Raw genomic sequence first — 13,243 nt, forward strand, 5'->3', positions numbered from 1 at the left:
CACTCGCCTCGGGCGGGCTCATCGTAAAGGAAAGACCATGGACCAGACCTCAGATCAGGCAGCCGGGCAGGGAGAAGGCGGCGGTCGCCGCGGTCGCGGTGCGGCCGCGCGGCGTGCATCGCGTGCGGGCGGCGGTCCGGGCGTGTCGCTTCCCTATATCACCCGCAAGATCCGCGAATATGAAGTGCTCGACGAAGAGGGCTTGATCCTCATCGAAAGCAATGCCGACCTCGTGCTCGAAGAGATCGGCATCGAATTCCGCGACGACGCCGAAGCGCTGGCGCTGTGGAAGGAAGCCGGCGCCGACGTCCGCGGAGAGCGCGTGCACTTTCCCAAAGGTCTCTGCCGCTCGCTGCTGAAGACCGCCCCGCCGGTTTTCACCTGGCATGCGCGCAATCCCGAGCGCAGCGTCCAGATCGGCGGGAAAGCGACCGTGTTTGCCCCGGTCTACGGCCCTCCCTTCGTCCGCGACCTCGAAGGCAATCGCCGCTATGCGACGATCGAGGATTTCCGCAATTTCGTCAAACTCGCCTATATGGCGCCGTCGATGCATTCGTCGGGCGGCACGGTCTGCGAGCCGGTCGATATCCCGGTCAACAAACGCCATCTCGATATGGTCTACAGCCATATCAAATTGTCCGACAAGCCGTTCATGGGCTCGGTCACCGCGCCGGAACGCGCGGAAGACACGATTGCCATGGCCAAGCTGGTATTCGGCGACGATTTCGTCGAGAACAATTGCGTCACGCTCAACCTCATCAATGCCAATTCGCCGATGGTGTTCGACGAAACCATGGTTGGGGCACTGAAGGTCTACGCGCGGCATAACCAGGCAACGGTGATTTCGCCGTTCATCCTGTCGGGCGCAATGAGCCCGGTGACGGTGACCGGCACGCTGACGCAGATCCTGGCCGAAGTTCTGGCCGGTGCTTCGTTCACCCAGCTGATCCGCAAGGGCGCGCCGGTGCTGTTCGGCACATTCGCGGCCTCGATCTCGATGCAGTCGGGTGCGCCGACCTTCGGCACGCCGGAACCGTCGTTGGTGTCCTATGGCGCGGCACAGCTCGCCCGCCGTCTCGGCCTGCCGTTCCGTACCGGTGGTTCGCTCTGCGCCTCCAAGGTGCCGGATGCGCAAGCCGCGCACGAATCGGCCAACACGCTCAACATGACGCTGCTGGCCGGCACGAATTTCTCGTTGCATGCCGCCGGTTGGCTCGAAGGCGGCCTTGTCTCGTCCTACGAGAAGTTCATGATCGACCAGGACCAGCTCGGCATGATGCAGAAGATGGCCGAAGGCGTGGATCTCTCCGAGAACGCCCAGGCATTGGATGCCATCCGCGAAGTCGGCCCGGGCAGCCACTATCTCGGCTGCGCCCATACCCAGGCCAATTTCCAGACTGCCTTCTACCGTTCGGCGCTGGCCGATAACAATTCCTACGAACAGTGGGAAGTTGAAGGTGCCAAGCGCATCGAGCAACGCGCCAACGCGCTCTGCCGCTCCTGGCTGGAACAGTATGAAGCGCCGGCGCTCGATCCGGCCATCGATGAGGCGCTGCTCGCCTATATCAAGCAGCGCAAGGACTCCATGCCCGACGCTTTCACCTGAAAGGGTCCCGAAGCCAGGGAGAGTGGCGGACGGTATCAGGTGGCCGACTGGATTCAGCGGGACGTCTGGCGCCCGCACTACAAGCCGCCTGGCCGGACATAATGGACAAGACAGAAGATAAGATCGAAGACATCCGTGCGGCGCKCGCGCCGCACGGAATTTTTTTGCGCGGTGTCGTGCATTTCGACGGCGATGGGCCGGCGATGACGGCGGGCGTACATGCGCGGACCGTGGTGCTGCTCGGCAATATCGGCGGCTCGATCTGGCCGGCTTTCCGCAGGTGGCGCTCCAGAGATGGCCGGAATGTCGCCGATCCGCTCGACACCTGGTCGGTCGAGATCATCCGGCCGGAGGCGGACAGAGTGGGCGGACAAGCCTATTTCCCGTCCGAAAAACCTTGGCAGCCGTTCCAGCAATGGGCGATGCGAGCGGAGGGCTTGAAAGCCTCGCCGCTCGGTGTGTTGATCCATCCGGATTATGGGCTTTGGCACGGCTATCGCGGTGCGATCGGCTTTGCCGAGAGGATCGGCACCGCGAGCGTGCCACTCGATCGCCATCCCTGCGACAACTGCCGCGACAAGCCATGCCTGAAGACCTGTCCGGTCGATGCCGTGCAGGCGTCGGCTTTCGACGTTCCGGCCTGTCGAACGCATGTTCACGCGTCAGAGGGAAAGGCGGGATGCATGGTGTCTGGCTGCATTGCCCGGAACGCTTGCCCGGTCGGTGCAAGCTATCGATACCCGCCGGAGCAGTTGCAGTTCCATATGGCGGCGCTCGGCAGGATCTGATCGGCTCAAGCCGCTTTCACCTGCCTCTGGCTCAATCCAATATGGATAAACACGGCGGCCAGCACCATCACACCGCCGATCACGGTCTGGCGGCCGGCCGTCTCGTTGAAGGCAATCCAGACCCAGAGCGGAGCGAGCGGCGTGTCGAGCGTCGAGATCAGTGCCGTCTCGACGGCAGGCAGGCGTTTTGAGCCGAGCGAGAAAAGCGTCAGGCCCGGTGCGGCATTGAGCAGACCGAACAGCACCAGCAAGACGAAGTTCGTCGTTGTGACATGCGGCAAATCATGCGCAAACGGCAGCGGCAGCAGGCCGCTGATGAAGGAGGCGATGCAGGCGCCGGGGATGATGGCGATGTGGCGGTAGCGACGGACAAGAATGATCGAGGCGGCCATGCTCGATGTGGCGCAGAGCGACAGGATATCGCCGGATACGCCGCCATCCATGCCGAAGCCGACCATGATCCCCACGCCGACGATAGCGATGGCGCTGGCGCCGATCGCATTGCGCGAAGGGATTTCGCTGAGGAAAATCCAGCCGAGCAGCGCCGAGATGAAGGGGATGGTCGCGAAGATCACCGAGTTGTGGGCAATCGAGGTCAAGCCGAGCGAGGATATGTAGCAGGTCGTGCCGAAGACATAATTAAGCACATAGACGAGATCGGCCCAGCCCATATGGCGGAACTGGTTCCGCCAGCCGCGCGGGTCCATCATGATGATCAGAAGCAGCATGCCGATCGCGCCAAAGATGCCCCGGCCGGCAATCATTGTCGGATAGTCGAGATTCATCAGCCGGGTAAAGAAGCCGGCGCTGCTCCAGGTGATGGCAGCTGCTATGACAAAGAAAAGTCCGATCTGGTGTTCGCGGCGTGCATCCATGCTGTTTCTACGCTGTTTCCGCTGAAGCCGAATCAATTGCCGGATGCGACCGCTGGCTGGCGACGATATGACCGATGACGGCGATGAAGACGATGCCGCCGCCGATCAGCGTAGTCCTGCCCGGTGTTTCGCCGAAGGCGGCCCAGACCCAGAGCGGTGCAAGCGGCGTGTCGAGTGCGCCGATCAGTGCCGTCTCGACTGCCGGGATCTTGCGCGAACCCCAGGCAAAGAAGGCAAGACCCATGGCGGAATTGACGATGCCGAAAAGCGCCATCTGGATGACCTGCACGCCGGTGACATCCAGCGGCTTGCCGAGTGGCCAACAGACGAAGATGGAGAAGAAGGCGCCGAGGCAGGCCGAAGCCGTCGCCGACATGCCGGGATTCTTGCGCATGACGATGATCGACAGCGCCATGGTCAGTGTCATGCCGAAGGCGAGCAGATCGCCGAACCAGCCGCCATCGCTGCCGTATCCGACCATCAGGAGCACGCCGGTGATGGCAATGCCGGCGGCGAGGATGGCGTTGCGGCTTGGGATTTCACCGAGGAAAATCCAGCCGAGAAAGGCGGCGAGGAAGGGAATGGTGGCATAGATCACCGCCCCATGCGCCACGGAGGTATGGCCGAGCGAGGTGATGAACATGATCATGCCGCAGACGGTGAGCACGATATAGAGGCATTCCGGCTTGCGGATGCGGGTGAATTCGCGGAGCCAGCCTCGACCGCTGATCAATATGACGACGGCCAGCAGACTGAGCGAAGCGAAGATGCCGCGCCAGGCAAGCAGGGTGAAACTGTCGAGCGGAATCAGGCGCGTGAAGAAACCGGCCGTGCTCCAGGCGATCGCGGAAATGGTGACGAACAGCAGGCCGAGTTGATGGTCGCGGCGGGAAGGCATTGCAATTCCTTGAGGATGGCGCGTTGAACGGCGCCGGAATCGTTTTTAACAGGTTCCGGCTTGGGCGTTGGACAAAATATTCCGGGGCTACCCAAGGAATTGGCAGGGGCAAACGTCTATCCCTCAGGAACGGGTTGAAGGACGGATGCATTGGAGCTGGAATTGATCAGGAAAGCGTCCGAGGGCGACAGGCTGGCCTTTGGCCAGCTCCTGGAGATGCACTATGATTTCATCCACGCCGTGGCGTGGAAATGGACGCGCAGTTCCGCCGATGCCGATGACATAGCCCAGGATGTCTGCATACGGCTGGCGACCGCGATTTCCGGCTTCCGCTGTGATGGACGTTTCCGCACCTGGCTCTACACACTGGTGCTGAACGCGGTGCGGGATGGCGTGCGGAAAACGGTGCGCGAGCAGCGCAAGACCGAAGAATGGAGCCTCGACCCCTCGACGCAGGGCGATCAAGGCGATGACGATGACATGCAGGAGATATGGAACGCCGTGCAGGAACTTTCGCCCAAGCAACGCGATGCCGTGATGCTGGTTTATTCCGACGGAATGGACCACGGTGAGGCGGCGGATGTGCTGGGCTGTTCGGAAAGCACGGTCTCGTGGCACCTGCATGAAGCGCGCAAGCGGCTGAAGATCATTCTTGGCCGCGAAGTGGCGTAAGGAGTTGGCAATGGAAAACGAACTCGACAAGCTGAGCCGCATGACGCCGCCAAAACCTTCCGAGGCTGCGCGAGCGCGGGCCATGGCGTTTGCCATGCAGGCTTTCGACGCTGAAGAAAAAAATCAAGACGCCCCCCAAGGAAGCGAAAACGGCCGGCGTCAAAGCTCCATAACAACCCAGTTATGGAGAGCTATCATGAATGGAAAACTGCTTGCCGGTTCGGCGCTTGCCACGCTTCTGGTCGTGCCGGTCGCCGGTTACGTCGCCATCCACTCGATCAACAGCCGCACGGGTCTCGTGATCAACGAACCGGCAAAGCCGGGCGACAAGAGCGAAAACCATGTCGCCAAGGATGAGAAGCCGAAGACAGGTGAAATCGATCTCAGCGCCGGAAAGCCGGAGCCGAAACAGCCGGAGGTCGCTGACAAGGAGACTGTGGACAAGCCTGTGGTTTCGGAAGAGACGAAAACCAAGGCAAAGCCGGGGACGACCGACGATCAAAAGATCGACCAGGAAATGTCGGAGACGGCACAGCTTTCCTCGACCACGACGAATGGCGGATTGCGGCCTGATGCGAACGCCGGCGCTCAGGTCGAGAAGCCGGCTTCCCAATTGAAAGACAGCAGTCTCGCGACCAATGAAGCCGGCAAGCAGGACGAGACCGACAATCAGCCCGCCGCTGCGGCGCAAAACAATTCCGTCGACGCCGATGAAGCGGCGCGACCCGCCGATGCTTTGGCGGCATCGCCGACTGTCGAAGGCCGTGTGATGGCGAAGAAGATGCTTGGCGTGACCACCGATGACGGCATCGTTGGGCAGCCGCCACTGCTGCAGCCGGACACTGCCAACCGCTTCACTTCGAAGGACATCAACCCGGTTAAATCGGTGTCGAGCGATCCGGTCTCGACCTTCTCGATCGATGTCGACACGGCTTCGTACTCTTTCGCCCGCCAGGCGATCCTCGCCGGGCAGTTGCCGCAGGCAGACAGCGTGCGCGTCGAGGAGATGATCAACTATTTCCCCTATGACTGGGCGCCGCCGGCAAATGCCGATCAGGCATTCAAGCCGAACATCACTGTCATGCCGACGCCGTGGAATGCCAACACGTTGCTGATGCATATCGGCATCAAGGGGTATGAATTGCAGCAGCAGGAGCAGAAGCCGTCGAATCTGGTCTTCCTGATCGACGTATCAGGCTCGATGGACGAGCCCAACAAGCTGCCGCTGCTCAAGAGCGCCTTCCGGCTCTTGGTCAACAAGCTCAAGCCGACCGACACCGTGTCGATCGTCGTCTATGCCGGCAATTCCGGCGTGGTGCTGGAGCCGACCAAGGTCGCCGAAAAGCAGAAGATTCTCGATGCGATCGAAAGCCTGTCGCCGGGCGGCTCGACAGCAGGCGCGGAGGGTATCGAGGCGGCTTACAAGATGGCTGAAAAAGCCTTCATCAAGGATGGCGTCAACCGCATCTTCCTGGCGACCGACGGCGATTTCAATGTCGGCCCGTCGAGTGACGACGAACTGAAATCGCTGATCGAATCCAAGCGCAAGACCGGTATCTTCCTGTCGGTGCTCGGTTTCGGCAACGACAATTACAATGACGCGCTGATGCAGACGCTGGCGCAGAACGGCAATGGCGTCGCCGCCTATATCGACACGCTGGCGGAAGCGCAGAAGACGCTGGTGCAAGAGGCGACCGCGTCGATCTTCCCGATCGCCAAGGACGTGAAAATCCAGGTCGAGTTCAATCCGGAGAAGATCGCCGAATACCGGCTGATCGGCTACGAAACCCGGGCGCTGAAGCGCGAGGATTTCAACAATGACAAGGTCGATGCCGGCGAGATCGGTTCGGGCCATGAGGTCACCGCGATCTACGAACTGACGCCCAAGGGCAGCCCGGCCATGCTGGTCGACGACCTGCGCTATGGCGAGAAGAAGGATAAGGCGACCGACACTTCTGCCGCGAAGTCCGACGAATTGGCTTTCGTCAAGATCCGCTACAAGAAGCCGACCGAGGACAAGAGCAACCTGATCACCATGCCGGTCACGGCCGAAGAGTTAAAGAAGTCGGTCGACACCGCCTCCGCAGATGTCCGCTTCTCCGTCGCTGTCGCTGCCTTTGGCCAGAAGCTGAAGAACGAGGACCAGGTGTCCGACTATAGCTGGGACAGCGTGATGAAGCTCGGCGACAGCGGCAAGGGCGCCGATCCCTACGGTTATCGCGCCGAATTCCTCAAACTGGTCGAACTGGCCAAGAGCTTGAAGGGCGAGTGATCCCCGTTCCACTCTTCATCGCCCTTCATTGAGAGCCTGACGGCTCGGCCCTCTCCCTGGCTTGCCCTGGGGAGAGGGTATTTTGATTCATCCGCGCGGATGCGCCAGAACGCTGATGATGCGGCAGTCGCAGATATGGCCGTGGCCGCATTCCTCGATCATCCGCGACAGCTCTTTGCGCAGCGCCTGAAGTCGTTCGATGCGCTGGTCGACTTCCCTGAGATGGTTCATGGCGATACTGTCGGCCTGGTGGCAGGAGGCCTGCGGCTCGGCGGCCATGGCGAGCAGTTCGCGGATGTCGTCGATCTCGAAGCCGAGTTCGCGGGCGTTGCGAATGAAATTCAGCCGGTCGACTTCGGCCTGGCCGTAGCGGCGCTGGTTGCCTTCGGTGCGGGGCGGTGCCTCGACCAGGCCGATCTGTTCGTAGAAGCGGATCGTCGGCACCTTGATGCCGGTTTTCGTCGAGAGTTGGCCGATCGAAATATTCATGATTTTGCCTCTTGAACCTCTAGTGGCTAGAGGTGCTAGCACTATTTAAGTCCTATCGAAAGGTTTTCATCATGGCAGCTTCCGAGGCAGAGAAATTGAAATACCGCATCGGCGGCATGGATTGCGCCAGCTGCGTGCAGAAGATCGAAAACGCCGTGCGTCGGCTCCCCGGTGTCGACGAGGTCGGCGTATCGCTGGCCGCCGGCACGATGACGGTGCAGCCCAACGGGACGCTGACGAAAGGCGCCATCGAGCAGCAGGTAAAGGCGCTCGGCTATTCGATCGCGCCTGCGACCGCGAGGAACAGGGCGCCGGTGCAGCCGCCTCGTCATGATCATGATCACCACGACCATCATGGCCATGACCACTCGGATGGACATGATCATCGCGAAGGTCACGATCATGGTGGTCATTCGCATGATCATGACCATGATCACGATCACGCGCATGCGGCGCCCGCCGCCAGCGAAGAAGCCGGTCATAGCCATGATCATTTCGATCTCGGCGATGGCCCGTGGTGGAAGAGCCGCAAGGCCGTGCTGGCGGCGATCACCGGTGCGGCGCTCGTCCTGACCTATCTTGCCCATCTCGCGCTGCCCTCGGTGCCGCAATGGATTTTCGTGCCGGCGCTTCTGGTCGGCCTGGTGCCGATCGCACGTCGCGCCTTGGTTGCCGCGATCACCGGGACACCGTTTTCCATCGAGATGCTGATGACGATCGCCGCTGTCGGTGCGGTGATCATCGGTGCGGCCGAAGAGGCAGTCACCGTGGTGTTCCTGTTCCTCGTCGGTGAATTGCTGGAAGGGGTGGCCGCGATGCGCGCCCGGGCCAGCATTCGTGGCCTGACGGATCTTGTGCCGAAAAGCGCGCTTGTCGAGCGCAACGGAAAGACGCAAGACGTGGCGGCCGAGGCGCTTGCGATCGGCGATATCATTCTCGTGCGGCCCGGTGACCGGATTGCTGCCGATGGCGAAATCGTCGATGGCACGTCGGCCATCAATGAGGCACCCGTCACGGGCGAAAGCGTGCCGAAAACCAAGGGCGTGGGCGAAAGCGTGTTCGCCGGCACGATCAATTCCGATGCCGTATTGAAGGTCAAGGTCACCGCTGTGGCCGAGGACAATACCATCGCTCGCGTCGTGCGGCTGGTCGAGGAAGCGCAGGAGAGCAAGGCGCCGACCGAGCGTTTCATCGACCGTTTCTCGCGCTATTACACACCCGGCGTTCTGGTCGTCGGGATTCTCGTTGCTATCCTGCCGCCGCTGGTGGCTGGCCAGTCCTGGTCGGAATGGGTGTATAAGGGGCTTGCGATCCTGTTGATCGGCTGCCCCTGTGCGCTGGTCATCTCGACGCCGGCCGCGATTGCGGCGGGGCTGTCGGCCGGCGCGCGGCGCGGATTGCTGATCAAGGGGGGCGCCGTGATCGAACGTCTCCGTCAGGTGACTTTGGTGGCGCTCGACAAGACGGGCACGCTGACGGAAGGCAAGCCGCGCGTGACGGATATCGTCAGCATCGGCCGGCCGGAGAACAAGGTACTGTCGATGGCCGCGGCGCTGGAGGCCGGGTCGAGCCATCCTCTGGCTGTGGCGATCCTCGCCCGCGCCAAGGACGACGGGGTTCCGGTCCCGCCGGCCAGTTCCGCCAAGGCGCTGCCCGGAAAAGGCGTGTCTGCCTCGGTCGGCGGCGAAGAAATTCTGCTTCTCTCGCCCAAAGCCGCCGCCGAACGGGTTGCGATCGAAAACGAGGTCCTGGCCCGGATCGATGCCTTCAACGAGGCGGGCAAGACGGTCTCCGTCCTCCTCGCCAATGGCGTCGTCAGCGGCCTTATTGCCATACGTGACGAACCGCGCGCCGATGCTGTCGCGGGGCTAAAGACGCTTGCAGCGCGGGGCATCAAGACATTGATGCTGACCGGCGACAACGAACGGACGGCGAAGGCGATCGGCGCCGATCTCGGCATGGAGGTCAGGGCCGGCCTGATGCCGGAAGACAAGCAGGCGATCGTGCGCGAGAAGCAGAAGCAAGGTTTCGTCGTTGCCAAGGTCGGCGACGGCATCAACGATGCACCGGCATTGGCTGCGGCCGATATCGGCATCGCCATGGGCGGCGGCACGGATATCGCGCTGGAGACGGCGGATGGCGCAGTGCTGCATGGGCGCGTGGCCGACATCGCCAATATGATTGCGCTGTCGGCCGACACGATGAACAATATCCGTCAGAACATCATGGTTGCGCTCGGCCTCAAGGCGGTGTTCCTCGTCACAACCATCATCGGCCTGACCGGACTCTGGCCGGCCATTCTTGCCGATACCGGCGCCACCGTGCTGGTGACGATGAATGCGCTCAGGCTGCTCGGCTGGAAGCCGCGCTGAGCACCCCGGATCAGGCCTTCGGAAAAGCCTTCTCCAGGCCCCTGGAGCGGGTCAAGCCATTACGAAAAGCTTCATAGGCGCTGTGCTGGGAGGATTTGGCCACTTCCATCAGCCGCATCTGCAGCCGCGTCGGCGCATTGCTGCCCAGCCATTCGCCGGCGCGATCGATTCTCAGCGTGTTGAGGAAACGGGCGCCGGCCTGTTTGTTGAGCCAAAGCGTCAGGCCCTCGATCAGGTTTTCGTCCTGGATCGGGTTTTCCAACAGGAGCTTGAAGAAAGCCTGCTCGGCTTCGCCGAAGGCGGCGAATTTGTCGGCGACCGTGTCGCGGTCGGGGAAGGGGGCAGCGATCATGTCATTCCCATTTCATTGCATGCTTTTGTTCTTACGCATGTCGTTATCCTGAAACCGGTTCCCACTTCCAGGCGACATAATCTAAAGCGGCGGCACATCGATGTGCTCCGGCGGCAGGCCGCGCCGGGCGCGGTCTGCCATCATCTCGAAAGCCCGCTCCAGATGCCGCGTGAACCGCACCGTGTCGAACAGCGGCATGGTCTCGCGGTTGGCGGTGAGCTTTTGCCGGAGCAGCTGTCGCCTTTCGGGATCGGTGACAAGCGATCGGACAAGGGCGATATATCCATCCGCGTCGTCGGCGACAAGCTCCGGCAGGCCGAGTGCGGTCAGCAAACTTTCGGAAACGCGCGAGGCGAAATGAGAACCGCTATAGGTGACCACCGGCACGCCGGCCCAGAGCAGGTCCGATGTCGTCGTATGGCCATTATAGGGAAAGGAATCGAGCGCGATATCGACAGCAGGCAGGCGCGCAAGATGGTCGGCATATCGTGCTTTCGGGGCGGAAATGATCCGGGCCGGATCGATGCCTTCCCTTACGATAGAAGCAAGGAAATTCTTCTGCGCGAAACGGTTGAAGAACAGGATCCAGAGCACGGTTTTCTCGGTGCTTTTCAGGGTTTCGACGACCTGCCGGTAGGTCTCCGGCGTCAGCTTGCGCGTCGCATTGAAGAAGCCGAGCACGATTCGGTCTTCCGGCAACCCGAGCGCGGATCGCTCCGCCGCTATAGGGCGTGGACGGTAGAGGTTGTCATTGGCCTGATAGCTCTCGGGCAATCGGCAGAATTTCTCGTGATAATAGGGTTTTGACGCGTCCGGCGTAACGATCTTGTCCGAAATGACGTAATCGCAATCCACGCCGTTGCCGCTGCCGGGAAAGCCGAGATAGGCGGCCTGCACCGGCGCCAGGCCGAGATTGACGAGATTCGGCCGGCTACCGTTGGTGTGGCCCTTGAGGTCGACGAGGATATCGATATTGCGGCTGCGGATCAGCTCGGCGGCCGCGTCGTCGCTGAGATGCCCGATCGGCAAGAGGCCGGGATAGCGGCTCCGCATGCCCTGGTCCTTGGCGATGTTGGCGGCGCTGGTGAGGCAGAAATGCGTCACCTCGAAGCGGGTCGCGTCGTGGCTCAGCATCACGCCCTGGAAAAGATGCATGGTCGCATGCGTGTCGTAATAATCATCGGACAGGTAGCCGATGCGCAGCTTTTCGGCCCATCGATGCGGCCGGGCGTGGCGTCTGGCGCGCATGTCCGGCGTGACCGGATGCGTTAGCGCGCTGGGGATCAGGCTGGCATTGATCGCCTCGTCCGTGCACCAGGAGACATTGTCGAAGGGGCTGTTGGCCTTGAGCGCGATGGGATCGCGCTTTCTCATGCCGTCGAGCAGCATCGCGTGGACGTGGCCGATCTCGTCGAACAGGCAGCTTTCGAGCAGGACGCGATGATAGAGCTCTAGCGCCTGAGGGTCACGCGGTGCGAGCTTGATCGCACTTTGAGCGGCGCCATAAGCCTCTTCCAACGCCGAGTGGCGGATGAAGAGATTACCGGCAAGCAGCAGATAGTTGAGGTGATTTTCCCCCTTCGCTTCGCCCGCTTTGCGGTAATGCTCGGCCGCCTTCAGCTCATTGCCAGTTTTAAGATGGCTTTGCGCCAACAGCACGAGCAGAATCTGCGGGCAATCCTTATGCGCGACCGAGCCGCCATGCCGTTTCAGCAGGCCGTGGAAATCGCCGGATTTGTATTTTTGTAGCGCATCCTGCAGCAAGGCTGTCATCGAGACATCATCCTTTCTCGCCGGCACCATTCCAGCCTAGCCTTGCCCGATCCTGTCTGCCGCAAGCGCCGGGCAGGGCAGGGCGGCTAACACAGTTGCGAATTCTCTCATTCGAGCTGACACCGTGCTGCTTTCCATCCTCCTGCCATCCAATCGCAAGCTCGCCGACAGCCGCCGGTCGATCGAGACGGCGCTCGCCTTCTGCGAAAAGCGCGATGCGCTGCTGATCGTCTCGGACAATTCGCGCGATCCGGAGAAGCGCCAGCTGCTCAAGAATGTCTCGCCACGCCTGCGCTATGTCGAGCCGCCGGACACGACGCTGCATACCAACCTCCGCTCTGTCTTCGCCGCTGCGGAGACCGAATTCGTGATGATGATGGGCGATGATGACGAGTTGTTTGTCAGCCCCCAGGATCAGCCGCTCGATCTGGCGCGCGTGCCGCCGGAATGCATCGGCGTGCGGCCGCTGATCGCGGTGATGAATTCCGAGGGACGGGTGATGCGGGTCAAGGATTTTCCCATCCTCGACGAGACGCCCGGCGGGCGGATCATGCGCTACAACGACAAGGCCGGCGGCGACAATGCGGCCTTCTACAGCATTTTCCGGCGGAAACCCTATACCGACCTGATGCTGTTCTTCCTCGATCACCACCCGCTCAAGGCCAGCTATTGTGATTGGGCGCTGGCGAGCGTGATGTTCTCGTTCGGCCGCCTGCCTTACGATCCCGGCATTGTCTTCAAGTACAACTACCATCAATGGGATCGTGACGAGAAGATCAACGGCCAGATCGAGGGTTTTTACACCGCTGTCGGCCTGCCGGTCACGGCACGGCGCTTCAAGCTGCTGCTGCTCTATCTCGATATCGTCATCCTTGCCCTGCACCGAGGTTCACCTCTGAACGAAGCGGGCAAGCGCGATGTGATGGCGACCGCCGGACGGCCGATCCTTGAAGGGCTGATGAAGACAATTCGGGAACAGCCGGACTCTTTTGACGATCAGACGAAGGCCGAGGCTGACTCACTGATTGCCGAACCAGATGGCGAGCGCCAGCTCACGCGGGCGATTGCTATGGTCGACCGCATCCAGCCCGGGCTTGCTGAGCGCTATCGCGCCTTCCACCGCGCCGCGATGGAAGGCTGAGACGA

Annotated in this window: 11 protein-coding genes; 6 read left to right on the plus strand and 5 right to left on the minus strand. The window is 61.5% G+C overall.

Going from position 1 to position 13,243, the window contains the following annotated elements; genetic code table 11:
- Positions 1-37: 37 nt before the first annotated feature.
- On the plus strand, positions 38-1,606 hold the full coding sequence (locus tag AC1DYF_RS20105; RefSeq protein WP_477878531.1) for a trimethylamine methyltransferase family protein: 1,569 nt from the start codon (positions 38-40) through the stop codon (positions 1,604-1,606).
- 101 nt (positions 1,607-1,707) lie between these two features.
- Entirely contained in the window at positions 1,708-2,394 is a 687-nt protein-coding gene (locus AC1DYF_RS20110) for a ferredoxin (protein ID WP_477878532.1), read from the plus strand.
- Positions 2,395-2,399: 5 nt separating this feature from the next.
- On the opposite strand, the gene AC1DYF_RS20115 is transcribed toward AC1DYF_RS20110, so the two are convergent.
- Positions 2,400-3,269, minus strand: a complete 870-nt coding sequence (locus AC1DYF_RS20115) for a DMT family transporter (RefSeq protein WP_477878533.1) — start codon at positions 3,267-3,269, stop codon at positions 2,400-2,402.
- 7 nt (positions 3,270-3,276) lie between these two features.
- A complete protein-coding gene (locus AC1DYF_RS20120; RefSeq protein WP_477878534.1) occupies positions 3,277-4,167 on the minus strand; it encodes a DMT family transporter in 891 nt (296 codons plus the stop codon).
- 150 nt (positions 4,168-4,317) lie between these two features.
- Between AC1DYF_RS20120 and AC1DYF_RS20125 the strand changes: the two genes are divergently transcribed.
- Together AC1DYF_RS20125 and AC1DYF_RS20130 are read left to right on the plus strand one after the other, a co-directional pair.
- Positions 4,318-4,839, plus strand: coding sequence for an RNA polymerase sigma factor (locus AC1DYF_RS20125; RefSeq protein WP_477878535.1), 522 nt, complete (start codon positions 4,318-4,320; stop codon positions 4,837-4,839).
- A gap of 196 nt (positions 4,840-5,035) precedes the next feature.
- Entirely contained in the window at positions 5,036-7,111 is a 2,076-nt protein-coding gene (locus tag AC1DYF_RS20130) for a vWA domain-containing protein (protein ID WP_477878536.1), read from the plus strand.
- Positions 7,112-7,198: 87 nt separating this feature from the next.
- Here the strand turns inward: AC1DYF_RS20130 and AC1DYF_RS20135 are convergent, their stop codons facing one another.
- On the minus strand, positions 7,199-7,600 hold the full coding sequence (locus AC1DYF_RS20135; protein WP_477878537.1) for a MerR family transcriptional regulator: 402 nt from the start codon (positions 7,598-7,600) through the stop codon (positions 7,199-7,201).
- A 71-nt stretch (positions 7,601-7,671) separates the two neighbouring features.
- Here AC1DYF_RS20135 and AC1DYF_RS20140 point away from each other — a divergent pair, with 71 nt between their 5' ends.
- Positions 7,672-9,972: a heavy metal translocating P-type ATPase gene (locus tag AC1DYF_RS20140; protein ID WP_477878538.1), complete on the plus strand. Its 2,301-nt coding sequence runs from the start codon at positions 7,672-7,674 to the stop codon at positions 9,970-9,972.
- 10 nt (positions 9,973-9,982) lie between these two features.
- Here AC1DYF_RS20140 and AC1DYF_RS20145 read toward each other — a convergent pair whose 3' ends face one another.
- Positions 9,983-10,324, minus strand: coding sequence for a hypothetical protein (locus AC1DYF_RS20145; RefSeq protein ID WP_477878539.1), 342 nt, complete (start codon positions 10,322-10,324; stop codon positions 9,983-9,985).
- Between the two features lie 81 nt (positions 10,325-10,405).
- Positions 10,406-12,097, minus strand: coding sequence for an O-linked N-acetylglucosamine transferase, SPINDLY family protein (locus AC1DYF_RS20150; protein WP_477878540.1), 1,692 nt, complete (start codon positions 12,095-12,097; stop codon positions 10,406-10,408).
- Between the two features lie 124 nt (positions 12,098-12,221).
- Between AC1DYF_RS20150 and AC1DYF_RS20155 the strand changes: the two genes are divergently transcribed.
- Positions 12,222-13,238 carry a glycosyltransferase family 2 protein gene (locus AC1DYF_RS20155; RefSeq protein WP_477878541.1) on the plus strand — a complete coding sequence of 339 codons (1,017 nt, stop codon included), beginning with the start codon at positions 12,222-12,224 and terminating at the stop codon, positions 13,236-13,238.
- Positions 13,239-13,243 lie beyond the last annotated feature (5 nt).

The sequence above is a fragment of the Rhizobium sp. P2_G9 genome (assembly GCF_056403475.1).

Coding starts and splice junctions, on each gene's coding strand:
- AC1DYF_RS20105 (WP_477878531.1), top strand. CDS start 38: ATGGACCAGACCTCAGATCAGGCAGCCGGGCAGGGAGAAGGCGGCGGT.
- AC1DYF_RS20115 (WP_477878533.1), bottom strand. CDS start 3,269: ATGGATGCACGCCGCGAACACCAGATCGGACTTTTCTTTGTCATAGCA.
- AC1DYF_RS20120 (WP_477878534.1), bottom strand. CDS start 4,167: ATGCCTTCCCGCCGCGACCATCAACTCGGCCTGCTGTTCGTCACCATT.
- AC1DYF_RS20130 (WP_477878536.1), top strand. CDS start 5,036: ATGAATGGAAAACTGCTTGCCGGTTCGGCGCTTGCCACGCTTCTGGTC.
- AC1DYF_RS20135 (WP_477878537.1), bottom strand. CDS start 7,600: ATGAATATTTCGATCGGCCAACTCTCGACGAAAACCGGCATCAAGGTG.
- AC1DYF_RS20140 (WP_477878538.1), top strand. CDS start 7,672: ATGGCAGCTTCCGAGGCAGAGAAATTGAAATACCGCATCGGCGGCATG.
- AC1DYF_RS20145 (WP_477878539.1), bottom strand. CDS start 10,324: ATGATCGCTGCCCCCTTCCCCGACCGCGACACGGTCGCCGACAAATTC.
- AC1DYF_RS20150 (WP_477878540.1), bottom strand. CDS start 12,097: ATGACAGCCTTGCTGCAGGATGCGCTACAAAAATACAAATCCGGCGAT.